Source organism: Streptomyces sp. NBC_00239, assembly GCF_036194065.1.
In the GTDB taxonomy this organism is placed as follows: Bacteria; Actinomycetota; Actinomycetes; order Streptomycetales; family Streptomycetaceae; genus Streptomyces.
In genome coordinates this window covers 5,438,283-5,462,971 of the sequence record NZ_CP108095.1, presented here as the reverse complement: position 1 = coordinate 5,462,971, position 24,689 = coordinate 5,438,283, and the positions used below count along the sequence as shown (strand labels likewise).

Sequence of the window (24,689 nt, the reverse complement as noted above, 5' to 3'; positions counted from 1 at the left end):
AAGGCGGGCCACCCGATCCGGGTGACCCGCCTTCTTCACTGTGGAGCTAAGGAGAATTGAACTCCTGACCTCCTGCATGCCATGCAGGCGCTCTACCAACTGAGCTATAGCCCCTTGTTTCTCTGCCGCCGGGCCCCTTCTCGGTTTCCCTTGCCGGTTCCCCCTGGCGACATCGAGAACATTACACGGTCATGGCCCAGGTCCAAAAATCGGTTTCCGGGCCGTCCGTTTTGTCCGATCTGTCACGCGCTGGCGAACTGGTAGAACCTCTTGAGCGTGCAGTGCTCGTCGAGCAGCCGCCCGTAGATCGGCTCCCCCTCCAGCTCCCGGTACGTCTCGATGGGGTCGCCTTTTATGATCAGCGCCCGCGCACATTCCTCGCACCAGTACTGGTAGTCGGGATTGACGGGGTCCATGTCCCGCACGATCGGCGTGCCGTTGTTGCACCAGTCGCACCGCCGCCGGTGTGCACCCATCCGTCAGCGACTCCCTCCCGCTTCGGGCCGTGGTCTCCCCCTCCGGCCGTCCGATTCTGCCACGTCAGGAGGGGATCGGGGCAGCAGGAACGAAATGCGAAGATCCCGCCCCCTGTTGGGGGCGGGATCTTGATTGTGGAGCTAAGGAGAATTGAACTCCTGACCTCCTGCATGCCATGCAGGCGCTCTACCAACTGAGCTATAGCCCCGCAGTTCGCTTGCTTCCCGCTGTTTCCTGCGCTCCGCGCTGCGAACAAGAAGAACTCTAGCCTGCGATCGGCCGGAAAGTGAAATCCGGGCTCCGGGGGCCTTCGGCCGCTGCCGGGACGCCGTCAGTCGTCGTCGCCGAGCACCGGTTCGGGGAGCGTGCCGGCGTTGTGCTCCAGCAGCCGCCAGCCGCGCGCGCCCTCGCCGAGGACCGACCAGCAGCAGTTCGAGAGGCCGCCGAGGCCCTCCCAGTGGTGCGCGTCGAGGCCGAGCAGCCGGCCGATCGTGGTGCGGATCGTGCCGCCGTGGCTGACCACGACCAGCGTGCCGCCCTCACCGAGCGCGTCGGCGTGGCGGAGCACCACGGGGGCCGCCCGGTCGGCGACCTCGGTCTCCAGTTCGCCGCCGCCCCTGCGGACCGGCTCGCCGCGCTTCCACGCCGCGTACTGCTCGCCGTACTTCCCGAGGATCTCGTCGTGCGTGAGGCCCTGCCACTCGCCCGCGTACGTCTCGCGCAGCGCCGGGTCGTGCTCCACCGTCAGGCCCGTGACCGCGGCCAGCTCGGCGGCCGTGGCCGCGGCCCGCCGGAGGTCGGACGCGACGATCGCGTCCGGCCGGAGCGAGGCCAGCAGGCGCGCCGCGCGGCGCGCCTGGGCCAGACCGGCCACGGTCAGCTCGATGTCCGTGGAGCCCTGGAACCGGCGCTCCAGGTTCCACGAGGTCTGTCCGTGCCGCCACAGGACGATCTTGCGGCCGGCCTTGGGGGCGCTCAGAACAGATCACCGTCCAGGTCGTCGTCGGCCTGGGACGCGCGGAGCTGGGCGTGCTCCTCGGCCTTGCCCTTGGTCTGCTTGGCGTCCTCGCCCAGCTCGATCTCGGGGCAGTCCTTCCACAGCCGCTCCAGGGCGTAGAAGACACGCTCCTCGCTGTGCTGGACGTGCACGACGATGTCGACGTAGTCGAGCAGGATCCAGCGGGCGTCGCGGTCGCCCTCGCGGCGGACCGGCTTGGCGCCGAGCTCCTTCTGGAGGCGCTCCTCGATCTCGTCGACGATGGACTTGACCTGGCGGTCGTTGGGCGCCGAGGCCAGCAGGAAGGCGTCGGTGATCGACAGCACGTCGCTGACGTCGTACGCGATGATGTCGTGCGCGAGCCGGTCGGCCGCCGCCTGAGCGGCGGTGGTGATGAGCTCGATGGAGCGGTCCGTGGCGGTCACAAGCCATGCTTTCGGTCGGAGGACGGGTCAACCTCAAGGGTCTCACGTACCGCCCGTGCTGCCCGCGCACATGCCGCCCGGACGGCCCGCGCCCAGGTCAGGGGGCCTTGTAGTCCGTCCCGAGCACCACCGTGACGTCCGTGTTGGCCTTGCCGGCGGCCTTCTTCACCGCGGATGCCGGCAGCCCGAGGGTCTTGGCGACCTCGGCCGCCTTGGCCTTCTGGGCGTCGTCCGCGTAGGTGACCTGCGAGGTGCTCTGGCTGCTGCCGGCCTTTCCGGCGTCCACGAAGGTGTAGCCGCCGTTGACCAGCGCGACCCGGGCGCTCGTCGCCGCCTTCTCGCTGCCGGAGGCGTCCTTGAGGCCGACGCGCGGGATCGCGCCCGCCTCGGGGGCCTTGACCGCCCCGCCGAGCAGGTCCTTGACCACCGTGTCCGTGGCCTTGTCGGCGAGGGTGCCGTCGTCCCCGACCGGCATGACCTCGGTGCGGTAGTCGCCGATCTTGGCGTGCTCGGCCAGCCGGGCGAGGGCCCCGCCGAGGTCCTTCTCGGTGAGCGAGGGGTCGAGGATCTGACCGAGGGTCTCCACCGCGACGGCGGCGGCGCCCGGGTCGTCGGGGATCTTGCGCAGGACGCCGTAGAGGACCGTGCCGAAGCGCTGGAGCTGGCGGGTCTCGGGCTCGCCGGGGGCGCGGTGGGTGGCGTAGGCCACGGCCATGGCGCCGCTCAGGCTCTGCTTCTCGCCCTTGGCGACGGCCGGGATCTTGGCCTTGGTGTCGGCGGGGATCGCGGTGTCGGTGTCGACCTCGATGCCGCCGACCTGCTCGACGAGGCTCTCCAGGAACGGCGTGTCGAGCCGCCAGGTGCCTTCGATGCGGGTGCCGAGCATCGTGTCGAGGGATTCCCGGGTGCCGCCCAGGCCGTCCTCCTCGACCGACTTGCCGAGGGTGGTGGCGGTGCCGTCCTCGGCGCTGACCGCGAGGGTGTTGGGCAGCAGGACGGTGGCGCCCTTCTTGGTGGTGACGTTGTCCACGAGCAGCGCGGTCGAGGTGCCGCCCTTCTTCGTGTTGTGCAGGTGCACCACGATCATGTCGCGCTTCTGCGGTCCGGTGGCGGCGCCCGCGGTGGTTCCGGAGCCACCGCCGAGGCCCGGCAGCCTGCCCGCGTACCAGAGGTACCCCAGGCCGCCGACGACGAAGAGCGCCAGGACGACGATCAGGGCGACGCCCCGGTTGCGGCCGCGGCGGCGGGCCTCCTCGCGGCGCTCGGTGCGGCTCTCGGTGAACTTGAGCCAGTCGATGACGTCCTCGGAGTCCTCGTCCGGCTGGTCGATGAACGCGAACTGCTCGGTGCGGTAGTCGGGTGCCTCGCCGCCCGGCCCGTCGCCGGAGCCGTCCGCGGCGCGGCGCGGCTCGGGGACCTGGCCGGCCTGCGACCGGCCGGCCTGGGGCTCCGCGAGGTCGGGGGCCGCGGCCTGCTGCGGGATCCACTGCGGGGCCTGCGCCTGCTGGACCTGCTGCATGTGCTGCGGCTGCTGCTGCGTGAAGTCGGCGGCCGGCTGCGTCCCGGTGGCGGCCGGGTCGTAGCCGTAGCCGTACGCGTCCTGCTGCCCGCCGTACGTGTCGTACCCCTGGGGCTGTCCGCCGTACTGCTGCTCGTGCGGGGGCTGCGGGTACTGCTGCGGGTCGTACCCGGGGGCCTGCGGCTGGACCGGCTGTCCGTACGCGTCGTAGCCGTACCCGTACGCGTCGTACTGCTGCGCGGGCTGGGCGGGCACCTGGCCGTACACCGGCTGCCCGTAGGCGTCGTAGCCGATGAGCTGCTGCTCTGCCGGGTATGCGCCCCCGGCGGCCGGGTCGTACGGATCCTGTCGGTCGTTCACCGGTGCCCCTCTCTCTCGGGAACCCTCAGGCGCCCCGGTACAGCTCACGCTTGTCGATGTAGCGCACCACGCCGTCCGGCACCAGGTACCAGACGGGATCGCCCTGGGCCACCCTGTCACGGCAGTCCGTGGACGAGATCGCGAGCGCCGGCACCTCCACCAGGGAGACCTTGCCCTCGGGGAGACCGTCGTCGGTCAGTATGTGCCCGGGGCGGGTGACTCCGATGAAGTGGGCGAGCGAGAAGAGCTCCTCGGCGTCCCGCCAGGTGAGGATCTGCGCCAGCGCGTCCGCGCCCGTGATGAAGAACAGGTCGGCGTCGTCGTTGAGGGAGCGCAGGTCCCGCAGGGTGTCGATGGTGTACGTGGGGCCGCCGCGGTCGATGTCGATGCGGCTGACCGAGAACTGCGGGTTGGACGCCGTCGCGATGACCGTCATCAGATAGCGGTCCTCGGCGGCCGACACGGCCCGCTGCGACTTCTGCCACGGCTCGCCCGTCGGTACGAACATCACCTCGTCGAGGTGGAACAGGGCGGCCACCTCGCTGGCGGCCACCAGGTGTCCGTGGTGGATCGGATCGAATGTCCCGCCCATGACTCCGAGTCGGCGCTTGACCGGACCGGTAGGCACTTCCTGCTCTCCCATGCGTGCAGAGCCTACTGGCCCGGTGGAGCGGTCCGGACTCAGCGGTCGCGGTTGAGGCGGGTGGTGATCCACAGCAGGAGCAGGAGGGCGAAGAGCGCGCCGCCACCGGTCAGGTAGGGGCTGAGGCTGTCGTGGTTGCCACCGTGCTCGGCACCCTCCGACGCGAGGGCGACCAGGCTGTTGGCGGTGCTGGAGAGGCTCATCAGGCAGGGGACCTATCAGTGTCGGAGATCGGGCGGAGAGACTTCGCCCACATCGTATGCGGGTGCTCCGGGCACGCTCACGCCGACTCAGGCGTTTGGGAGGGTGGAGACACGCACGAGCAAGGGGGAAGTCGATGTCCGACCAGACGCAGGGGCGGCTGCCGGGGCGCGAACGGCGGCGGTTCGCGGGCATTTCCTCACGGGCGTACGAGCATCCGGCGGACCGGTCGGCCCTGGTCGCGCTGCGGAAGCTGACCGGCTTCGACACCGTGCTGAAGGCGCTCAGCGGGATGCTTCCGGAGCGCAGCCTGCGGCTGCTGTTCCTGTCCGACTCGGTGCGGGTCGGGCCGACCCAGTTCCCGCGGCTGCACGCGATGCTGCTGGACGCCTGCCACGTCCTGGACCTGGAGCGGGTCCCGCAGATGTACGTGCAGCAGGACCCGAAGCCGAACGCCATGTGCATCGGGCTGGACGAGCCGATCATCGTGGTGACCACGGGGCTGGTGGAGCTGCTCGACGAGGAGGAGATGCGGGCGGTCGTGGGCCACGAGGTGGGCCACGCGCTGTCCGGGCACGCGGTCTACCGGACCGTCCTGCTGTTCCTGACCAACCTCGCGCTGAAGATCGCGTGGATCCCGCTGGGCACCGTCGCGATCACGACGATCGTGACCGGGCTGCGGGAGTGGTTCCGCAAGTCGGAACTGTCCGCCGACCGCGCGGGCCTGCTGGTGGGGCAGGACCTCCAGGCCTCCATGCGCGGCCTGATGAAGCTCGCCGGCGGCAACCACCTCCACGAGATGGACGTGGACGCCTTCCTGGCCCAGGCCGAGGAGTACGAGGCCAGCGGCGACCTGCGCGACTCGGTGCTGAAGATCCTCAACGTGCTGCCGCGCACGCATCCCTTCGCCACGGTGCGTGCGGCCGAACTGCGCAAGTGGGCCGCGACCCGGGACTACCAGCGGATCATGGACGGCCACTACCCGCGGCGGGAGGAGGACCGGGACACCTCGGTCACCGACTCCTTCCGCCAGTCGGCCTCCCATTACGCCGATTCGGTGCGGACCAGCAAGGACCCGCTGATGAAGCTGGTCGGCGACCTGGCCGGCGGCGCGGGCGACCTCGGCGGCCGCCTGCGCGACCGCTTCACGGGAAGCGGCACGGGCGGCAGCGGCACGGGCGCCGGCGGTACGGGCACAAGCGCCGGTACGGGCGGCAAGGGCGACGACGGCGGTGCTACCGGCGAGGGGGCGCCGGGCTCGGCTGGGCGGTAGCGGCGAGCACGCCGCACAGCCCCGCGCCGGTGTTCGGGTGGCCGGCCCGGAAGGGGTCGGTGGCGGCCGGCCCGGTGCCGGTGCCCCGCTCTCCGGCGAGCAGCGGGCGGAAGGCGGCGGACGGGTCGGCGGCGCAGTCCATCGGCCCGGCCAGCACGGCCGCGGAGAACAGTTCCGCCCGCCGGACCTCCAGGTCCTCCCGGTCGAAGCGCAGCCGCAGCTCGCGGCGGACGGTGAACAGCGAGGCGGTGGCCGGCCGGGCGGCGTCGGCCTGCGGCCCCGGGACGGCCGGGCGGACGGCGTAGACGAAGGTGTGGTCGGTGGCGACCTCCAGCATGTCCGGGCCCGCCTCGGCGAAGGACATGGTTCCCGAGACGCGGACCCGGGAGTCGGCGACGAGCGCGGTGCCCGGGTCGAAGCGCACCAGCCAGCCGGTCGCGGCGTGCCGCCCGTCGGCGGCCGGGCTGCTCAGGCTCTCGTCGAACTGCGTGACCTGGTCGGGGTCGATGAGCATCCGCACCGGCCGGGTGGCGGCCCCGGTGAGCACGTCGGGGTCGAAGGAGGACTGCACGAGGTAGTCCTTGGCGGTGGAGAGCGCGGCGAGCACCTGCTCGGCCGAGAAGTGCGCCGTGCGGCGGACGGCCGGCAGCGTGATGCCCGCCGCGCCCACCCGGAACCCCGCCGCCGGGGACGCCTCGTACAGCTCGCCGGGGCGGCCGCCGGGGACGGGGCCCTGCGGGGCGAGGGGGACCACGGTCATGCTCAGCGGATCGGTGTGGCTCACGGGCCGCGGCACGTACGGGTGGCGCAGGCCCATGAAGACGGCGGCGCCGAAGGCGAGGGCTATGACCAGCACCAGCAGCAGGCCCTGGCGGCCGCGCCGGACGCCCGCGGAGCCACCGGAGCCGGCTCCCCACATGGACCGGCTGCGCACGGCGCGGCTGTGCTCACCGAGGCGCTCCTGCGCGCTGTACTCCTGGAGCCGGGCGGCGCGCACGAAATCCTCGTCGAACACCACGGACCGGTATTCGTCGTCGGCACCGCCGATGCCGTCGGGCACTTCTGGTGGATCTCCGGGCGCTGCCATCGCTTCTCCCCGCATGAGAAGCCCGCATGAGAGGCCCTGCACCGGAGGGCCGTACCTTCAGGGTTCGTCTCAGGCGGTGCAGGTAAACGCCTCCGTGCCGGGGAACTTCCCCGATTTCCGAGGGGGTACGCGGAGGGCGGCTCAGGGGGCGAGGACGACGGGCGGGCCGCCCAGGCCGCCCGTGACGTGTCCGGGCTCGGGCCGGCTGCCCGATCCGGTGCCGATGCCCGTGGTGGCGGGCGGGGGTGCCTGGTCCCGGCGGTCGTCGGAGGCACCGCGGTAGACGGCGGTGAAGGCGAGGGCGACCATGCCGACGCCCATCACCACGGCCAGGATCCAGGCCACCGGGCGGTGCCAGCGGGCCCGGCCGCGGTAGGGGCGCAACGCCCCGCCGTACGCCCCGTACGGGCCGTAGCCGAAGCCGTACCCGTAGGCGTAGTCCGGGCCGAAGCCGTAGGGCTCGCCGTCCGGGCCGTAGCCGTACCCGTAGCGGTCCAGGTAGCCGTCGTAGCTCTCGAAGCCGTCGTCGGCGGCCGGTCGGCCGCGCGCGATCGCGCGGGCCTCCTCGGCCTCGGCGCGCGCCTGCGCGGCCGCCCGGGTCCGCTCGGCGGCGGTCGGCTCATGAATGTGTGCGCCCCGGACGAAGGCCTCGTCGAACACCACGGAGGCGAAGTCCTGATCCGCGCCTCCGCGGTCGTCGTCGGGCTCCCGTCCGTCCGGGAACGGCTTGCCCCCCACGTCGTCCGGCACGGCACCAGCGTAGACCTGAGGGGCTGCTTTGGGCAGGGTGTGCGCGCATTTCAGCCACACGGAGTCGAGCGGGCGACTACCGAACGTGACCGTCGCCGGTGACGATGTACTTGGTCGAGGTGAGCTCCGGCAGGCCCATGGGGCCGCGGGCGTGCAGCTTCTGGGTGGAGATGCCGATCTCCGCGCCGAAGCCGAACTGGCCACCGTCGGTGAACCGGGTGGAGGCGTTCACGGCGACCGTGGTCGAGTCGACCAGCTGGGTGAAGCGGCGGGCGGCGGCCTGCGAGGTGGTGACGATCGCCTCGGTGTGGCCGGAGGTCCAGCGGCGGATGTGGGCCACGGCGTCGTCGAGGGAGTCCACGACGGCGGCGGCGATGTCGTAGGACAGGTACTCGGTCTCCCAGTCCTCCTCGGTGGCCGGTACGGCGGTCACCTTGGAGTCGCCGGCGTATCCGAGGACGGCGGGGTCGCCGTGCACGGTGACGCCGGCCTCGGCGAGGGCGTCCAGGGCGCGGGGCAGGAAGTCCGCGGCGATGTCGCGGTGGACGAGGAGGGTCTCGGCGGAGTTGCAGACGGAGGGCCGCTGCGCCTTGGAGTTGACCAGGATGTCCACGGCCATGGCGAGGTCGGCCTGCGCGTCCACGTAGACGTGGCAGTTCCCGGTGCCGGTCTCGATGACCGGAACGGTCGACTCCTCGACCACGGTGCGGATCAGGGAGGCTCCGCCGCGCGGGATGAGCACGTCGACGAGGCCGCGGGCGCGCATCAGCTCGCGGACGGAGTCGCGGCTCTCGCCGGGGACGAGCTGGACCGCGTCGGCGGGCAGGCCGGTGCTCTCCACGGCGTCGCGCAGGACGTCGACGAGGGCGGTGTTGGACGCGTACGCGGAGGAGCTGCCGCGGAGCAGGACCGCGTTGCCGGACTTCAGGCAGAGTGCGGCGGCGTCCACGGTGACGTTGGGGCGGGCCTCGTAGATGATGCCGACGACGCCGAGCGGGACCCGGACCTGGCGCAGGTCGATGCCGTTGGGGAGGGTGGAGCCGCGGACGACCTCGCCGACCGGGTCGGGCAGGGCGGCGACGTCACGGACGTCGGAGGCGATGGCGCGGACCCGGTCGGGGGTGAGGGTGAGCCGGTCGACGACGGTCTCGCTGGTGCCGGCGGCGCGGGCCTTGGCGATGTCGACGGCGTTGGCCTCGACGATCTCGGCGGTACGGGCCTCCAGGGCGTCGGCGATGGCGAGCAGCGCGGTGTCCTTGGCGGACCGCGGCAGGGGGGCCAGGGCCGCGGCTGCGGTGCGGGCGCGGTGCGCGGTCGCGATGACGGGCGAGTCGGAGGCGGCGTTGAGCGAGGTCGTCATGGCTGCAGGGTAGTACCCGCGGCCCTGCGGGCCCGGCGCGATTCCAGCCCCCGAGACGGGTCCCGGCCTCGCCGGCTGGCTGGGCCGCACCGTCTTCGGCCTCGCTGACGCGCGGGGCGATGTCAGCCTCGCGGCCGTTCGAGGCGCGGGTCCGGGCAGGGCGCGGTGCCCGGCGGAGCCGGGTTCGGCTTGGGGCTCCGCCCCGAACCCCGCGCCTCGAACGCCGGCGAGGCTGGATTTTCGTGCTCGCACCGTCAGTACGGGTGGACGCCCACCGGGGAGGCGGGCGGTGGGCCGTAGCCCTCGGCCACCCGCTGGTGGTAGGTGGCGCGGTCGATGACCTCCAGGCCGACGATCTCCCACGGCGGGAGCTTCGCCGAGGACCGGTGCTCCCCCCACAGCCGCAGCGCGACGGCCGCCGCGTCGTGGAGGTCGCGCGCCTCCTCCCAGTACCGGATCTCCGCGTGGTCGGCGGCGTACCGGCTGGTGAGCAGGAAGGGGTGGTCGTGGGCGAGCTGTTCGAGGGCCCGGCGGACGTCCGCCAGCGGGGCCGGGGTTCCCGAGACGCTCAGCGTGACGTGCCACAGGCGGGACGCGACGACGTCGTCGCCCGTTTCGACGCTGGTCAGCGCTCGCTCCCCCGGGCGCGTTCGTCTCACCGGCGGCCTCCCTGGTTGCGTCCGTCCTTCATTGCTCCGCCATCAAAGTTGACCAGTCCGAGCGCCGCGGCGCTCCGGTTTTACCGAACCTCAGCCCTGCAGCAGGACCAGATCGTCGCGGTGTACGACCTCGCGCTCGTATTCGGGCCCGAGTTCCTTCGCGAGTTCCCGGGTCGAACGTCCGAGCAGCTGCGGGAGCTCCTTCGCGTCGAAGTTGACCAGGCCGCGGGCGACCGCCCGCCCGGTCCCGTCGCGCAGTTCCACCGGGTCGCCGGCGGTGAAGTCGCCCTCGACGGCCGCGATGCCGGCGGGCAGCAGCGAGCTGCCGCGCTCGGTGACCGCGCGGACCGCGCCCTCGTCGAGCACGAGGTGCCCCTGGGGGGTGGAGGCGTGCTGGAGCCACAGCAGCCGGTCGGCGGAGCGGCGGCCGGTGGCGTGGAAGTAGGTGCCGGTGACCCGGCCGGCCAGCGCGTCCGCGGCCTGGCTCGCCGAGGTGAGGACCACCGGGATGCCGGCGGCGGCGGCGATCCGGGCCGCCTCGACCTTGGTGACCATGCCGCCGGTGCCGACGCCCGCCTTGCCCGCGCTGCCGATGCTGACGTGCGCGATGTCCTGCGGGCCGCGGACCTCGTCGATCCGGGTGGTGCCGGGCAGCGCGGGGTCGCCGTCGTAGAGGCCGTCGACGTCGGACAGGAGGACGAGGAGGTCGGCGCGGACCAAGTGGGCGACGAGGGCGGCGAGCCGGTCGTTGTCGCCGAAGCGGATCTCGTCCGTGGCCACCGTGTCGTTCTCGTTGACGACGGGCAGGGCGCCCATGGCGAGGAGCTGGTCGAGGGTCCGGTAGGCATTGCGGTAGTGGGCGCGGCGGCTGGTGTCGTCGGTGGTCAGCAGCACCTGGCCGACGCGGACGCCGTAGCGCGCGAAGGAGGCGGTGTAGCGGGCGACGAGCAGGCCCTGGCCGACGCTGGCGGCGGCCTGCTGGCGGGCCAGGTCCTTGGGGCGGCGGCGCAGGCCGAGCGGGGACAGGCCGGCGGCGATGGCGCCGCTGGAGACCAGCACTATCTCCTTCTCGCCGCCGCTGCGGGCCTTGGAGAGCACGTCGACGAGCGCGTCGACGCGGTCGGCGTCGAGCCCGCCGGAGGCGGTGGTGAGGGAGGAGGAGCCGACCTTGACGACGATCCTGCGGGCGTCGGTGACTCCCTGCCTTGCCGCTGACACGTCCATCCCCTTTGCACCACGTGATGAGGGCCACCAATCTACGGGGTGACCGGCGGGGGCCGCCGTCCCGTTCCGGTCCGCGGACGGCGGGGTCGGGCGGCCGGGCCGCAGGGATCGGGCCGCGGCGCGCGGACGGCGGGCTCAGGAGGCGCGGGCGGCGGGGCGGGAGAGCAGGATCCGCTTGGAGAGCAGGTAGGTGACGGGGATCGCGGCGGCCGCGGCGGCGAGCGGGGCGGTGCGCGAGTCCATGCCGGCCCAGGCGACCAGCGCGTACAGCCCGGCGGACTGGATCACGTAGTTGGTGACGTTCGTCAGCGGGAAGAGCAGGAACTTCTTCCAGGTCGGCCGGGTGCGGTAGGTGAAGTAGGTGTTGAGGAAGAAGGAGCCGACCATGCTGAGCAGGAAGGCGACGGTGTACGCGGCGAAGTACGGCAGCCACGGGTGCAGGAGCAGGTAGAAGGCGAAGAAGGTCGCCGTGTTGACGCCGCCGACCAGCGCGAAGCGGAGGATCTGCGGGAACTGGCTGCGCGCGGGCGGCGGGGTCGTCATCGGCGGTCGAGCCTGACGACGGGATCGCCGAGCCCGGCGCGGGCGGCCCAGGCGGCCTTGGCGAGGCGGGCGGCGAGCTCGGCGGAGCTGGTGGTGGGGGCGTGCGACTCCTTGACGAGGAACGGCGGCCGGCGCTTGGTCTCGTAGTAGATGCGGCCGATGTACTCGCCGATCAGCCCGAGCATCACCAGCTGGACCCCGCCGAGGCCGACGGTGATGGCGACGAGGGTGACGTAGCCGGGGGCGCTGACGCCGAAGGCGAGGGCCATGCCGATGACCCACAGCGCGTAGAGGCCGGCGAGGAGGGTGAGGGCGGCGCCGGTCCAGATGCCGATGCGCAGCGGGCGGTTGTTGAACGAGATCAGGCCGTCCATGCCGTAGTTCAGCAGCGCGCCGAACTTCCACTTGGTCTCGCCGGCCTCGCGCTGCGCGTTGCGGTAGTCGAAGTGGACGGTGTCGAAGCCGATCCAGGAGAAGAGGCCCTTGGAGAAGCGGTTGTACTCGGGCATCGACAGCAGCGCGTCGACGGCGGGGCGGGAGAGCAGCCGGAAGTCGCCGACCCCGTCGGCGAGCTCGACGTCGACCCACCGGTTGACGCCGCGGTAGTAGAGGCGGCTTAGGGCGGAACGAATCTTCTTGTCGCCCTCGCGGGAGCGGCGGGCGATGACCTGGTCGTGGCCCTGCCGGTAGAGCTCCAGCATGCGGCCGATCAGCTCGGGCGGGTGCTGGAGGTCGGCATCCATGATCACGACGGCGTCTCCGGTGGCTTCGCGCAGGCCCGCCAGTATGGCGGCCTCCTTGCCGAAGTTGCGGCTGAAGGAGACGTAGCGGGCGCGGTCGCCGTGTTCGGCGGCGAGCCGGCGGAGCCTGCCGAGGGTGCCGTCCCGGCTGCCGTCGTCGACGTAGCAGACCTCGTAGTCGACTGGGAGTCCGTCGAGGACCTTGCGGATCTCGGTGTCGAAGCTGTCGACGACCGCTTCCTCGTTGAAACACGGAACGACCACGGACAGCTTCGTCATGCCTGCTTCCCCGTCAACGTGCGAACGGACCCCTGCCGCTGCGGCGGGGCCCCGGCTTACACCACGATCCGCCCAGTATGCACGGATCATGGTTGTATGCCCGGTTCATTCCATCAGGTGTGCATCAACCTGGACACAGCCGGACGCCATAGGTTGGAAGAAATCGCACAGATCCTGCCATAGGGGAGCCGTCCCGCTGCCGACCCAGTGAGGAACACACGGTAGCTTTGACGGGCGTGCAGGAGAACAAATGGATTGAGGTGCCAGTGCCCGACGTCTCCGTGGTCGTCATCGTCTACAACGACGCAGCGCGGCTGCCCACGGCCGTCCAATCGGTGTTGGACCAGACCCTCGAGGGTGTTGAGGTCGTCATCGTCGACGACTGCAGCAAGGACAGGTCCTTCGAGGTCGCCAAGGAACTTGAAGCAGCGCACCCCGGCCGGGTGCGCGCCTTCCAGCTGCCCGAGAACAGCGGCGCGGGCGGTGAACCCCGCAACGTCGGCATCGGTCATGCCGAGGGCCGCTACGTCATGTTCCTCGACAGCGACGACATCCTTGAGGTCAACGCCTGCCGCAACATGCTGGAGGCCGCCGAGCGCACCGGCGCCGACATGGTCTCCGGCCTCTGCGTGCGGGTCCACAAGGACACCCGCAACCAGAAGCGCGACGAGTGGTACTCCTGGCTGTACCGCACCACCCGCACCCTGACCTCGGTCAGCGAGCTGCCGGACCTGTTCGTGTGGGACACCCTCTCCACGAACAAGTGCTACCGCCGGGACTTCCTCAACGAGAACAACCTCCGCTTCCCGAAGGGGATGCTCTACGAGGACCTGATGTTCATCGCCGAGGCCTACCTCGCCGCGAAGAAGATCACCCTCATCCCGAACCAGGTCTACTTCTGGCACGTGCACGCACAGGCCAAGGTCAAGTCGGTCACCAACCGCCGGCACGAGATGAGCAACTACATCCACCGGCTGGAGATCCACCGGCGGATCGACGCGCTCCTCGACCAGCACGGCATGACCGAGATGCGCAAGGCCAAGGACGTCAAGTTCCTCAAGCACGACCTTGTACTGCATCTGCGTGACCTGCCGTTCCGCGACGAGTCCTACCGGCGCGAGTTCGCCGAGCTCTCCCGCGACTACCTGGCCGGCCTCGACCACGAGGCGTACACCCGGGTGCAGCCCATCCAGGCCATCTGCGCCTACCTGCTCCAGCAGGGCGACTGGGACAACCTGCTGCCCGCCGTGGACACCCTGATCCACCGCGACAAGATCTCCTCCTCGCTCACCGAGCGCGACGGCCGGATCTACTGGTGTGCCGAACACCTCGACGACGAGTTCGCCCGCAGCGTCCTCGACGTCACGGACCTCGGCTACCACCAGAAGCCGGTCCAGAAGATGTTCCTGCGCAACGAGCTGACCGAGTACGCGGAGTCCGACGGCACCGTGCGCCTCGCCGGCCGGATCACCAACCCGCTCGGCATCATGGGCCCCGACGCGAAGATCAAGGGCCAGATCGAGTTCCGGGCCCGCCGCCGCAGCCTCCAGACCTTCGTCTTCCCCGTGAAGTCGCTGCGCAACGAGGGCAGGACCATCGCCTGGGACGCCGAGGTCGACCTCAGCTCCAAGCTGCGCCCGCTCGGCATCATCGACTCCGTCTGGGACGTACGCGTCATCCTCGACGTGGACGGCAAGAAGACCAACACCCGGCTGTCGATCCGCGAGAGCGAACTGGGCAGCGGCCTGCTCCCGGTCAAGCCCCGCCTGACCCGGCTGGTCGCCGACCACATCGAGCCGCACCCCACGTCCAAGGGCCACCTCGCCTTCCGCCTCGTCTCCGCCAAGCACGACAACGAGCGGATCGAGGAGCTCATCCAGAGCGCCGTGCGCGGCAAGCCCGGCAAGCTCGCCAAGGCCGGCTACCGCAAGGCCAAGGACCTCCGCAAGACGCTGACCTCCGACAAGACCAAGCTGCGCCTCTTCCACGAGGTGTACGGCCGGCTGCCGGTGAAGAAGCGCACCGTCGTCTTCGAGAGCATGCTGGGCAAGCAGTACAGCGACAGCCCGCGCGCCATCTACGAGGAGATGCGCGCCCGCGGTCTCGACTTCGAGGCGTTCTGGTCGTACGCGGGCGCCGCCCCGAAGGACTTCCCCAAGGACGCCCACCTGGTGCGCCGCTGGTCGCTGCCGTACCTCAAGGCGCTCGCCCGGGCCGAGTTCTGGGTGGACAACCAGAGCTACCCGCTCAAGCTCGCCAAGCGCCCCGAGACCACGTACATCCAGACGTGGCACGGTTCGGCGCTCAAGAAGATGGGCTTCGACCAGCCCGGTCTGAAGGCGGCCACGCAGGCGCAGCAGGCGGCCGAGCAGAAGCACCTGAACCGCTTCGACCACTTCCTGTGCCGCTCGGAGCACGACGTGCGGACCCTCGCGAAGGCGTTCCGGATCGCCGAGGAGAAGCTGCTGCGCGTGGGCTACCCGCGCAACGACGTGCTCGTGCAGGCCCGGCAGGCCGAGGACGCGGCGGGCGGCCGCCGCGAGCGCGGCGCGCTGGCGGCCGAACTCGGCATCCCCGCGGACAAGCAGGTGCTGCTGTACGCGCCGACGTTCCGCACGCCCGGCGCCTTCCCGATGCCGTTCGACGTGGAGAAGTTCGCCGAGGAGTTCGGCGACCGGTACGTGCTGCTCGTCCGCGCGCACTACCTGAACCACGTGGTGCTGCCGCCGACCGTCAAGGGCAAGGTCGTCAACGTGTCGGCGCACCACGACGTGATGCCGCTGATGCAGCTCGCCGACGTCCTGATCACGGACTATTCCTCCGTGATGTTCGACTACGCGCTGCTCGACCGGCCGATGCTGTTCTTCACGTACGACTACGACAAGTACGTGCACGAGGGCCGCGGCACCTACTTCGACCTGCTGGAGCACGCTCCGGGTCCGGTGTTCCGGACCGAGGAGGAGTTCCACGACGTCATCAAGGGCCTCGACACAGCGGACGACACGCACGCCGCCGCCCGCAAGCGCTTCGTGGCCGAGTTCGGCGAGTACGACCAGGGCACCGCCGCCAAGCGCATCGTCGACACGTTCTTCTCCGGGTGGAGCCGTTGATGTCCGAGACGACCGAACCGACTGCGACCGGAACGACCGGAACGACGATGACCGAAACGCACGAGAGCCGGCCCCGCGACATCTTCCTCGTCTCCAACAGCGTGGACGAGCTGGGCGGCATCACCAGCTGGTCGCACCAGATGGCGCGGCTGTTCGCGGAGCGCGGCCACGGCGTGCACGTGATCGGCGTGGTCCCGGCGCCCGAGGGCCGGCGCGCCGACCTGGGCCCGGACCTGCCGTACCGGACCACCACCCTGTACGACGAGCACCCGCCGTCCCTCAAGCCCCTCAAGGGCATCAAGGGCAAGCTCGACCTGGTCGAGCGGCGCCGGCGGGCGGCCCGCGAGGCGGCCATGCACGAGCAGGCAGCCAAGATGACCGCGCTGTTCCGGACCGCCCGCCCGGGCTCCGTGGTCATCGTGACGCAGGTCTGGGCGATGGAGTGGGTGGCCCTCGCGGACACCTCCGGGCTGAAGGTCGTCGGCATGAGCCACGAGTCCTTCGAGACCTGCCGCAAATCCTCCCGCTTCGGGCGGGTCAAGCGGTTCTACGCGGACGTCGACCGGATGCTGGCCCTCACCCGCGAGGACGCGGACCTGTGGATCCGCCAGCGGATGGACAACGTGGGCTCCATGCCGAACCCGCTGCCGTTCTTCCCCGACGAGCCGTCCCGGCGCACCGCCAAGCGCGTGGTCAGCATCGGCCGGCTGCACGAGGAGAAGGGCGTCGACCTGCTCCTCGACTCCTGGGCCGAGCTGGCGTCCAAGCACCCCGACTGGGTGCTGACGCTGTACGGCTCGGGCCCCGAGGAGGACGCGCTCAAGAAGCAGGCCGCGCAGCTGGGGATCGCTTCGTCGGTCGAGTGGATGGGACGCACCAGCGACGTCCCGGGCGCGCTGCGCGACAGTGCGCTGTTCGCCCTGTCCTCCCGCGGTGAGGGCTTCCCCCTCGCCCTGATGGAGGCCATGGCCACCGCGGTGCCGTGCGTGGCCTTCGACGTCGCCCCCGGCGTCCGCGAGATCATCACGGACGGCGTCAACGGGCTGATCGCTCCCCCCGGGAACACCGGCGAGTTCGCCCGCCGCCTGGACGAGCTGATGTCGGACCGCGAGCTGCGCGACCGGATGGGCGAGCAGGCCCGTACGGACATCCAGCGCTACTCCGTCGAGGAGATCACGGGCCGCTGGGAGAGCCTCTTCACGCTGCTCCACCGCTGACCGCGGGCCCGTACCACACGGGACCACCGGGCGCCGGAACACGGGCCATCACCCCTCGCGGTGGTGGCCCGTCGGCGTACGCTCGATGAGAAAGGCAGGCAGGGACCGGCAGATCCGAGGACCGCCCATGGGCTCCCGCGTGAGCGTCGTCATACCGGTGCACGACACCCGGCGCTACCTGCCGCGCTGCCTGGAATCGGTGGCGGCCCAGACCCTCGGCCAGGACCGGATCGAGGTCATCGCCGTCGACGACGGGTCCACCGACGGCTCCGGGGAGTGGCTGGACGCATGGGCGGCCGGCCGCCCGAACACCACCGTGATCCACCAGCCGCCCTCGGGGGGCGCCGGCCGTCCCCGCAACACCGGGATCGACCGGGCACGCGGGGACTACCTCTTCTTCCTCGACTCCGACGACTACCTCGGCGACGAGGCCCTGGAGCGGCTCGTCGCCATGGCCGACGCACACGGCTCGGACATCGTCTACGGGCGGATCATCGGCATCGGCGGCCGGCCCGCCCCCGTGGACCTGCGCACGACCAGCCCCGACGTGAGCGTCTTCGACTCGCCGGTCTACTGGACGCTCGCCGCCTACAAACTGTGGCGCCGCGGCCTGGTCGACCGGCTGGGACTGCGCTTCACCGAGGGCCTGTTGGTGGGCGAGGACCTGCCGTTCGCGGTGCGCGGCCTCCTGAACGCCGCCAAGGTCTCGGTGGTCGCCGACTACGACTGCTACTACCTGGAGGGCCGCGGGGACGGCAGCAACGCCACCCGGCAGGACCTCGACTGGCCCGCCCAACTGCGCTTCGTCGGCTCGGTGCTGGAACTCGTCGCCGCGCACGTCCCGCCCGGCCCGGACCGCGACAAGCTGATGCGGCGGCACTTCCACGGCGAGGTGCTCGCGCCGTTCGGGCCGCACTTCCTGGCGCGCGACGAGGCCGGCCGGGCCGCCATGGCCGCGGCCGCCGCGCCGCTGGTCGAGCGATGGCTCACCGATCCGGTGCTGGCCGCCCTGCCGCCGGGGCTGCGGCTGCGCGCGCACCTGCTGCGCACCGGGGACCTCGGCGCGCTCGCCGCGGTCGTCGCGGCCGACCGGGCGGGCACGGCCGTGCCGACCGTGGTCGAGGACGGGCGGGCGTACGCCGCCTACCCGGGGTTCCGCGATCCGGCGGCCGGGCTGGTGGACGCGCTGTTCGACCTCACCTCGAAGGTGGTGCTGCGCCAGGAGCTCACCGACTGCCACTGGGACGGCCCGGTGCTGCGGCTGCGCGGGCGGGCCGAGCTGGCCGGGCTGGGGCCGCTGGGGCCCGGACCGGGGCAGACCGCCTCGATCCTGCTGCGCCGCCAGGGCTTCACGTACGCGGTGCCCGCCGAGACGGACGGGGAGGGCCACTACCGCTGCACCGTCGACGTGGGGCACGCGGCGGACGGCGGGCCGCTGCCGGAGGGCGTGTGGACCATGCGGATCGCGGTCGCGGCGGGCTCGCTGCGCAAGGAGGCGTGGCTGCCGGGGCCCGAGGACGGCGGCTGCGACACGGCCCCGGAGCCGCGTCTGGTCGACCGGGGCCGGGCCGCGGGGCCTACGGCGGTCGCGGCGTTCCTGTCGGAGGCGCACGGGCACGTCAACCTGGACATCGGCGCGACCCGGCGGCCGCTGGGCCGGGACGCGCACGGGCGGGTTCGGCGCGGGGCGCTGGGCGCGGTGGGCGTGGAGGCCGCGGTGACCCTGCCGGGCTGTCCGCCGAGCACCCGGGTCCGGCCGCTGCTGACCGCGCCGGGGCGCGCCCCCCTGCTGGCCGCGGCCGCCGACTGCGCGGTCGGGGAGGCGGGCCGGGTGTCCCTGCGGTGCGCGTTGCGGGGGCTGCCGGCGGGTGACTGGGGGGTGGCGCTGCGCGTGGAGGCGGGGACGTTCGTACGCGACCTGCCGGTCACGGGCCCGGACGGCTCACCCCTACGGGTGACCACCCGCCCGTCCCCGCTCCGACGCCTGGCCGACCGGCTGCCACGGCTCCGAACGCAGCCGGCCACCCCCGGCGACGCGTGAGGCGAACCTCGCCCTGGGCGGCAACATCAAGCCCCGCCGGCCACCCGGCCTGACCCCCTCGGCGGCAACATCCAGCCCCGCCGACCGCCCGGCGTGACCCTTGGGCGGCAACATCCAGCCCCGCCGGCCACCCGGCCTGACCCCCTCGGCGGCAACATCCAGCCCCGCCGGCCACCCGGCCTGACCCCCTCGGCGGCAACATCCAGCCCCGCCGACCGCCCGGCGTGACCCTTGGGCGGCAACATCCAGCCTCGCCGGCGTTTGAGGCGCGGGGTTTGGGGCGGAGCCCCAAGACTGCAACCCGGCTCCGCCGGGCACCGGGCTCCGCCCGGACCCGCGCCTCAAACGCCGGCGAGGCTGGAGGTTGCCCCTCAGGGCGTCAGCGAGGCCGAGGGGGCGCCACCGGCAGCCGGCAAGGCTGAGGTTGCGCCACGGCAGCCGGCGAGGCTGGGGTTGCGCCACGGCAGCCGGCGAGGCTGGAGGTTGCCCCTCAGGGCATCGGCGAAGCTGAAGGGTGCGCCACGGGCAGCCGCCGAGGCTGAGGTTGCGCCGGGTGGGCCGGCGAGGCCGGGAGTGGCCCGCTCCGGCGAGGCCGGGTTGACGCGGCGCGGTCAGCGCTGCTCGGTGTGGTGGCCCGCCGTGACGCGGTGCGCGCCCCAGCCCTCCCAGGCCGAAATGATCATCGCGTCGACGTCGTGCCGCGCCTTCCAGCCCAGCTCGGCGGCGATCCGGTCGGCGGAGGCCACGACCTTCGCCGGGTCCCCGGGGCGGCGCGGGGTGACCACGGGCTCCTCGGTGTGACCGGTGTGCTCGTTGATCAGCTCGACCATCTCGCGGACGGAGACGCCCTCACCGCGGCCGATGTTGACCGTCAGGTCCTTGTAATCGCCGGCGCCGGCCCACTGCGCGAGCTTGCGGGCGGCCACGAGGTGCGCGTCGGCCAGGTCCTCGACGTGGATGTAGTCGCGGATGCAGGTGCCGTCCGGCGTCGGGTAGTCGTCACCGAAGATCCGGGCGCCCTCGCCCGCGTCGAGGCGCTCGAAGACCATCGGGACCAGGTTGAAGACGCCCGTGTCGGCGAGCTCGGGGGTCGCCGTGCCGGCCACGTTGAAGTAGCGCAGGCAGGCGGTGGCGATGCCGTGCGCCCGGCCGGCCGCGCGGACCAGCCACTCACCGGCCAGCTTCGTCTCGCCGTACGGGCTCATCGGCGCGCAGGGGGTGTCCTCGGTGACGAGGTCCACGTCCGGCATGCCGTACACGGAGGCGGACGACGAGAACAGGAAGTTGCGGATGCCGGCGTGCGCGACCGCCTCCAGCAGGACGGTGAGGCCCTGCACGTTCTCCTGGTAGTACCAGAGCGGCTTGTCGACGGACTCGCCGACCTGCTTCTTGCCCGCCAGGTGCACGACGCCGGTGACCCGGTGCTCCGCGATGGTGCGGTCGAGGACCAGCCGGTCCAGCACCGAGCCGACCACCAGCGGGACGCCCTCCGGCACCCGGTCCTCGTCGCCGGTGGAGAGGTCGTCGAGGACGACGACCTGCTCGCCCGCGAGCGTCATCGCCCGGACCACGTGCGAACCGATGTAGCCGGCGCCGCCGGTGATCAGAAACGTCATTCGTATCTCCCGAGTCCTGTCCGTTGATCGAGCGGTCCGAGCGCTCCGGGCGTTGCGAGCGCTCAGCGGTTCTGCCGCCGCATGCGCGCCCGGTCGATGCGGTTCCTGACCAGGCTGACCGCTCCGTGCAGTCCCGGTGCGAGGCGCAGGGCCAGCGATCCGCCGGCCGTCATGTAGGGCTGCACCAGCAGAACACCGTACCGGCTGCTGACCAGGGCGGTGCGCCGGAGGCGTTCGGAGTGCGGGCGCAGCGAGGCCAGCAGGGAGCCGCCGTCGGCGCAGTGCACGCGCAGCCGGACGTCCCACACCTGCAGGCCGCGGCGGCCGCGGCGGCGGCCGGCGGCGGCCAGCGCGGTCATGCCGACGGGCAGCCGTGCGGTCCAGCCTCCGTCGCCGTCGGGGTGCAGGTCCACGGGGCGGCTGAGCGCGGGCTCGTCACCGCGGCGGGTGTCGAACTCCAGGTGCACGCTGCGCGGTCCGGCCTCGGCGAGGCGGCCGTACAGGTCGTGCACGTGCACCTTCAGCTCGCCGGCCAGGCTCGTGACCAGGCGGGCGTCCACGGTGACGGGGAGTTCGGCGAGCGGCAGGTCCGCGAGTCCGTCGAGGCGCGCGCCGGGGAGTTCCGCGCTCCACACCGGTTCGCCGTCGGCCACGGCGTACGGCGGCAGCAGCCGGGGCGGTTCGGCCGCGAACTGGACCAGCCGCTCCAGGTCGGCGGGCGGCCGCGGGGTCGCCAGTACGACGTGTGCGGCCCAGCGGGCGCAGGTGCCGGCGCCGGCGATCTCGTCGGCCGTGAACTCCGCGAGGTAGGCGCGGGTCATGGTCCACCAGGCGGCCTGGTAGTCCGCGTTCCCGCCGATCTCGCGCAGGTACATGCGCAGGTCGTATTCGAGGAACTTGATCCGGCAGGCGGTGACGAGGGCGTCGGCACCGGCCTCGCGCAGGATCCCGACGGCCTTGCGGTGTGCGGTGATCCGGGCTTCCCAGTTGCCGATGTCGGCGCGGTCCAGGGAGATCGACACCTGGGCGGCGCTGCGGCGCACGTGCCAGACGTAGACGAGCTCGGGGATCACGGCGATGCGCGGGGCGGCCGCGAGGACCCGCGCGGTGAAGACGAAGTCCTCGTAGACGAAACGGCCATCGGGGAACCGGATGGAATGTTCGTCCAGGAAGGAGCGGTCGTACAGCTTGTTGACGCACAGGGTGTCGCGGACCAGCCCCGGCATGTCGGCCGGCCGGTCTATCACCGACGGGGCCTCGTACAGCCCGGGCACCCACGGCATGTCGTGTTCCTGCGGCAGCTCGCGGCGGACGCAGGAGCCGACGGTCACCGGTGCCCGGTGCCGCTCGGCGGCCGCCACGAGAGCCGCGGCGGCCCCCGGCGGCAGCACGTCGTCGCTGTCCAGGAACAGCACGTACGGCGCCGTGGCGGCCTTGATGCCGTCGTTGCGCGGGGTGCCGCAGCCGCCGCTGTTCTGCGTCCGGTGGATGACCCGCAGCCGCGGATGCACCGCGGCCAGCTCGTCCAGCACCCCCGGGGTGCCGTCGGACGAGGCGTCGTCCACCGCGATGACTTCCGAGACCACCTCGCCCTGGGCGAGAGCCGAAGACACGGCCTCGCCCACGAGCTCGGCGTCGTTGTATGCGATCACGACGACGCAGACACTGCCGCTGCCGCGGTCGGTGGAGGCGTCCATTCCACCGACCTTCTGGTCGAGCACGTTACTCACCCGGGGATCCTACGGGAGCGGCGTAAAGGCTCCTTCAACACAGGGGTCAGAAGGGACGGAACTCGTCGTACTCCTGCTCCGCGGAGTCGCTCCGCTGAGCCTCCTTCTCCTTGCGGCGCTGGGTCGCCGGACGCGGGGCGTCCAGGCGGTGGTCCTCGCCGCGGCGGCCGAGCATCTCGGCTCCGGCCATCACGGTCGGCTCCCAGTCGAACACGACCGCGTTCTCCTCCGAGCCGATGGCGACGCCGTCACCCGCACGGGCACCGGCCTTCATCAGTGCGGTCTCGACGCCCAGTCGGTTGAGGCGGTCGGCCAGGTAGCCCACGGCCTCGTCGTTGTTGAAGTCCGTCTGGCGCACCCAGCGCTCCGGCTTCTCGCCGCGCACGCGGTACACGCCCTCCGCCTCGTCGTAGACGACGGTGAAGCCGCTGTCGTCGACGGCCTTGGGCCGGATGACGATACGGGTGGCCTCGGCCTTGGGCTTGCGGGCGCGCGCCTTGCCGACGATGTCGGCCAGCGCGAAGGACAGCTCCTTGAGGCCGGTGCGGGCGACCGCGGAGACCTCGAAGACCTTGTAGCCGCGCGCCTCCAGCTCCGGACGGATCATGTCCGCCAGGTCCTGGCCGTCGGGGATGTCGACCTTGTTCAGGACGACGAGCCGCGGGCGCTTCTCCAGGCCGCCGCCGTACAGCTTGAGCTCCTCCTCGATGACGTCGAGGTCGGAGACCGGGTCGCGGTCCGACTCCAGGGTCGCCGTGTCCAGCACGTGCACGAGCACCGAGCAGCGCTCGACGTGCCGCAGGAACTCCAGGCCCAGGCCCTTGCCCTGGCTGGCGCCCGGGATCAGACCCGGGACGTCGGCGATGGTGTAGACGGTGGAGCCGGCGGTGACCACGCCCAGGTTCGGGACGAGGGTGGTGAAGGGGTAGTCCGCGATCTTCGGCTTGGCCGCGGAGAGCACCGAGATCAGCGAGGACTTGCCGGCGCTCGGGAAGCCGACCAGCGCCACGTCGGCGACGGTCTTGAGCTCCAGGACCACGTCGCCGGAGTCGCCGGGGACGCCGAGGAGCGCGAAGCCGGGGGCCTTGCGGCGGGCGGACGACAGGGCCGCGTTGCCCAGGCCGCCACGGCCGCCCTCGGCCGCGACGTACGTGGTGCCCTGGCCGACCAGGTCGGCGAGGACGTTGCCCTCCTTGTCGAGGACGACGGTGCCGTCCGGCACGGGCAGGACGAGGTCCTCGCCGTCCTTGCCGGAGCGGTTGTCGCCGGCGCCGGGCTTGCCGTTGGTGGCCTTGCGGTGCGGGCTGTGGTGGTAGTCGAGCAGCGTGGTGACCGCCTGCTCCACCACGAGGATGACGTTGCCGCCACGGCCGCCGTTGCCGCCGTCGGGTCCGCCGAGGGGCTTGAACTTCTCCCGGTGAACGGAGGCGCAGCCGTGGCCCCCGTTACCCGCGGCGACATGCAGCTCGACGCGGTCCACGAAGGTGGTCATGGTGTTGCCTCCAGAAATTACGGGATGAATCCGGGCACTAGTGCCCATTAAACGTCTCGGTGGGTAAACGCGCCGAGGGCGGACCGGTCTTCCCGGCTGAGCCGGAAAGACGGAGATCCGCCCTCGGTACGTTAAGAACGCTTGATCAGCAGAAGCTGGATCAGGCGGCCGGAACGATGTTCACGACCTTGCGCCCACGGTGCGTGCCGAACTGCACGGCGCCGGGGAGCAGGGCGAACAGGGTGTCGTCGCCACCGCGACCGACACCAGCGCCCGGGTGGAAGTGCGTGCCACGCTGGCGGACGAGGATCTCACCAGCGGAAACGACCTGACCGCCGAAGCGCTTCACGCCGAGCCGCTGGGCATTGGAGTCGCGCCCGTTCCGGGTGGACGATGCGCCCTTCTTGTGTGCCATGTCTCAGTCCCTCTTACTTCGCAGCCGCGGGGATACCGGTGACCTTGATCGCCGTGTACTGCTGGCGGTGACCCTGGCGACGGCGGTAGCCGGTCTTGTTCTTGTAGCGCAGGATGTCGATCTTGGCGCCCTTGTGGTGGTCCACAATCTCGGCCGTGACCTTGATACCGGCCAGGACCCACGGGTCGCTGGTCACGGCGTCGCCATCGACAACGAGCAGGGTCGAGAGCTCGACCGTGTCGCCAACCTTGGCAGTGGAAATCTTGTCAACCTCAACGATGTCACCGACAGCAACCTTGTGCTGACGGCCACCGCTGCGCACGATGGCGTACACGCGGATCTCTCTTCTCGCTCGAAATCGGGAACCCCTGAAGCCAGCCGACCCCGCCGGAACGCGGGCGGCCTCCCCCGAGGCCGTGAAGCCCGGGAGGTGAGGTGCTCAGGAGCTGGCGTGCACTAAGACACGCCGACGGTCAAGGTTACGGGGCCCGGTTTGAGAGGTCAAACCGGGCCCCGAACCCCTTACTGCTA

Annotated in this window: 22 protein-coding genes and 2 tRNA genes; 4 read left to right on the top strand and 20 right to left on the bottom strand. The window is 71.7% G+C overall.

Annotated elements, in window-relative coordinates; all coding sequences use genetic code 11:
- Positions 1–41: 41 nt before the first annotated feature.
- The 8 genes from OG764_RS24040 to OG764_RS24005 form a co-directional block, all read right to left on the bottom strand.
- Positions 42–114 (bottom strand) — tRNA-Ala (locus tag OG764_RS24040).
- Between the two features lie 128 nt (positions 115–242).
- A complete protein-coding gene (locus tag OG764_RS24035; RefSeq protein ID WP_328970493.1) occupies positions 243–476 on the bottom strand; it encodes a hypothetical protein in 234 nt (77 codons plus the stop codon).
- A gap of 136 nt (positions 477–612) precedes the next feature.
- Positions 613–685 (bottom strand) — tRNA-Ala (locus OG764_RS24030).
- Positions 686–808: 123 nt separating this feature from the next.
- Positions 809–1,456 carry a histidine phosphatase family protein gene (locus OG764_RS24025; RefSeq protein ID WP_328973141.1) on the bottom strand — a complete coding sequence of 216 codons (648 nt, stop codon included), beginning with the start codon at positions 1,454–1,456 and terminating at the stop codon, positions 809–811.
- Entirely contained in the window at positions 1,453–1,899 is a 447-nt protein-coding gene (rsfS, locus tag OG764_RS24020; protein WP_328970492.1) for a ribosome silencing factor, read from the bottom strand. The genes OG764_RS24025 and rsfS overlap by 4 nt, the downstream gene beginning before the upstream one ends.
- 97 nt (positions 1,900–1,996) lie before the next feature.
- A complete protein-coding gene (locus OG764_RS24015; RefSeq protein ID WP_328970491.1) occupies positions 1,997–3,778 on the bottom strand; it encodes an LCP family protein in 1,782 nt (593 codons plus the stop codon).
- A 25-nt stretch (positions 3,779–3,803) separates the two neighbouring features.
- Positions 3,804–4,421, bottom strand: coding sequence for a nicotinate-nucleotide adenylyltransferase (gene nadD, locus OG764_RS24010; RefSeq protein WP_328970490.1), 618 nt, complete (start codon positions 4,419–4,421; stop codon positions 3,804–3,806).
- Between the two features lie 38 nt (positions 4,422–4,459).
- Positions 4,460–4,624 (bottom strand): hypothetical protein, encoded by a 165-nt coding sequence (locus OG764_RS24005; protein ID WP_328970489.1) that lies wholly within the window; start codon positions 4,622–4,624, stop codon positions 4,460–4,462.
- Positions 4,625–4,758: 134 nt separating this feature from the next.
- On the opposite strand from OG764_RS24005, the gene OG764_RS24000 reads away from it, so the two are divergent.
- A complete protein-coding gene (locus OG764_RS24000; RefSeq protein ID WP_328970488.1) occupies positions 4,759–5,895 on the top strand; it encodes a M48 family metallopeptidase in 1,137 nt (378 codons plus the stop codon).
- On the opposite strand, the gene OG764_RS23995 is transcribed toward OG764_RS24000, so the two are convergent.
- The 7 genes from OG764_RS23995 to OG764_RS23965 all read right to left on the bottom strand — a co-directional run bounded on the left by OG764_RS23995 (position 5,858) and on the right by OG764_RS23965 (position 12,537).
- Positions 5,858–6,982, bottom strand: coding sequence for an SCO2583 family membrane protein (locus OG764_RS23995; protein WP_328970487.1), 1,125 nt, complete (start codon positions 6,980–6,982; stop codon positions 5,858–5,860). The genes OG764_RS24000 and OG764_RS23995 overlap by 38 nt on opposite strands.
- 141 nt (positions 6,983–7,123) lie before the next feature.
- Positions 7,124–7,732, bottom strand: a complete 609-nt coding sequence (locus OG764_RS23990; RefSeq protein WP_328970486.1) for an SCO2584 family spore wall biosynthesis protein — start codon at positions 7,730–7,732, stop codon at positions 7,124–7,126.
- A gap of 76 nt (positions 7,733–7,808) precedes the next feature.
- Positions 7,809–9,092 carry a glutamate-5-semialdehyde dehydrogenase gene (locus OG764_RS23985; RefSeq protein WP_328970485.1) on the bottom strand — a complete coding sequence of 428 codons (1,284 nt, stop codon included), beginning with the start codon at positions 9,090–9,092 and terminating at the stop codon, positions 7,809–7,811.
- Between the two features lie 254 nt (positions 9,093–9,346).
- Positions 9,347–9,751 (bottom strand): hypothetical protein, encoded by a 405-nt coding sequence (locus tag OG764_RS23980; RefSeq protein WP_443056027.1) that lies wholly within the window; start codon positions 9,749–9,751, stop codon positions 9,347–9,349.
- A 90-nt stretch (positions 9,752–9,841) separates the two neighbouring features.
- Positions 9,842–10,975, bottom strand: a complete 1,134-nt coding sequence (proB, locus tag OG764_RS23975) for a glutamate 5-kinase (protein ID WP_328970484.1) — start codon at positions 10,973–10,975, stop codon at positions 9,842–9,844.
- Between the two features lie 135 nt (positions 10,976–11,110).
- Positions 11,111–11,518: a GtrA family protein gene (locus OG764_RS23970; RefSeq protein WP_328970483.1), complete on the bottom strand. Its 408-nt coding sequence runs from the start codon at positions 11,516–11,518 to the stop codon at positions 11,111–11,113.
- The gene (locus OG764_RS23965; protein ID WP_328970482.1) at positions 11,515–12,537 is read right to left on the bottom strand and encodes a glycosyltransferase family 2 protein; all 1,023 of its coding nucleotides are present in this window, start codon (positions 12,535–12,537) and stop codon (positions 11,515–11,517) included. Before OG764_RS23965 ends, OG764_RS23970 begins: the two co-directional genes overlap by 4 nt.
- Positions 12,538–12,803: 266 nt before the next feature.
- Between OG764_RS23965 and OG764_RS23960 the strand changes: the two genes are divergently transcribed.
- From OG764_RS23960 to OG764_RS23950, 3 genes are all read left to right on the top strand, one after another.
- Complete coding sequence (locus OG764_RS23960; protein WP_328970481.1) at positions 12,804–15,647, top strand: bifunctional glycosyltransferase/CDP-glycerol:glycerophosphate glycerophosphotransferase; 2,844 nt, start codon at positions 12,804–12,806, stop codon at positions 15,645–15,647.
- A 47-nt stretch (positions 15,648–15,694) separates the two neighbouring features.
- On the top strand, positions 15,695–16,864 hold the full coding sequence (locus OG764_RS23955) for a glycosyltransferase (protein ID WP_328973139.1): 1,170 nt from the start codon (positions 15,695–15,697) through the stop codon (positions 16,862–16,864).
- Between the two features lie 127 nt (positions 16,865–16,991).
- The gene (locus OG764_RS23950) at positions 16,992–18,905 is read left to right on the top strand and encodes a glycosyltransferase family 2 protein (protein WP_328970480.1); all 1,914 of its coding nucleotides are present in this window, start codon (positions 16,992–16,994) and stop codon (positions 18,903–18,905) included.
- Positions 18,906–19,516: 611 nt separating this feature from the next.
- On the opposite strand, the gene galE is transcribed toward OG764_RS23950, so the two are convergent.
- The 5 genes from galE to rplU form a co-directional block, all read right to left on the bottom strand.
- Positions 19,517–20,521, bottom strand: coding sequence for a UDP-glucose 4-epimerase GalE (gene galE / locus OG764_RS23945; protein ID WP_328970479.1), 1,005 nt, complete (start codon positions 20,519–20,521; stop codon positions 19,517–19,519).
- 62 nt (positions 20,522–20,583) lie between these two features.
- Positions 20,584–22,251 (bottom strand): glycosyltransferase family 2 protein, encoded by a 1,668-nt coding sequence (locus tag OG764_RS23940; protein WP_328970478.1) that lies wholly within the window; start codon positions 22,249–22,251, stop codon positions 20,584–20,586.
- Positions 22,252–22,297: 46 nt separating this feature from the next.
- Complete coding sequence (gene obgE, locus OG764_RS23935) at positions 22,298–23,743, bottom strand: GTPase ObgE (protein WP_328970477.1); 1,446 nt, start codon at positions 23,741–23,743, stop codon at positions 22,298–22,300.
- 160 nt (positions 23,744–23,903) lie between these two features.
- Entirely contained in the window at positions 23,904–24,158 is a 255-nt protein-coding gene (gene rpmA / locus OG764_RS23930; RefSeq protein WP_007264038.1) for a 50S ribosomal protein L27, read from the bottom strand.
- Between the two features lie 13 nt (positions 24,159–24,171).
- Positions 24,172–24,492 carry a 50S ribosomal protein L21 gene (rplU, locus tag OG764_RS23925; RefSeq protein WP_030715748.1) on the bottom strand — a complete coding sequence of 107 codons (321 nt, stop codon included), beginning with the start codon at positions 24,490–24,492 and terminating at the stop codon, positions 24,172–24,174.
- Positions 24,493–24,689: the final 197 nt, after the last annotated feature.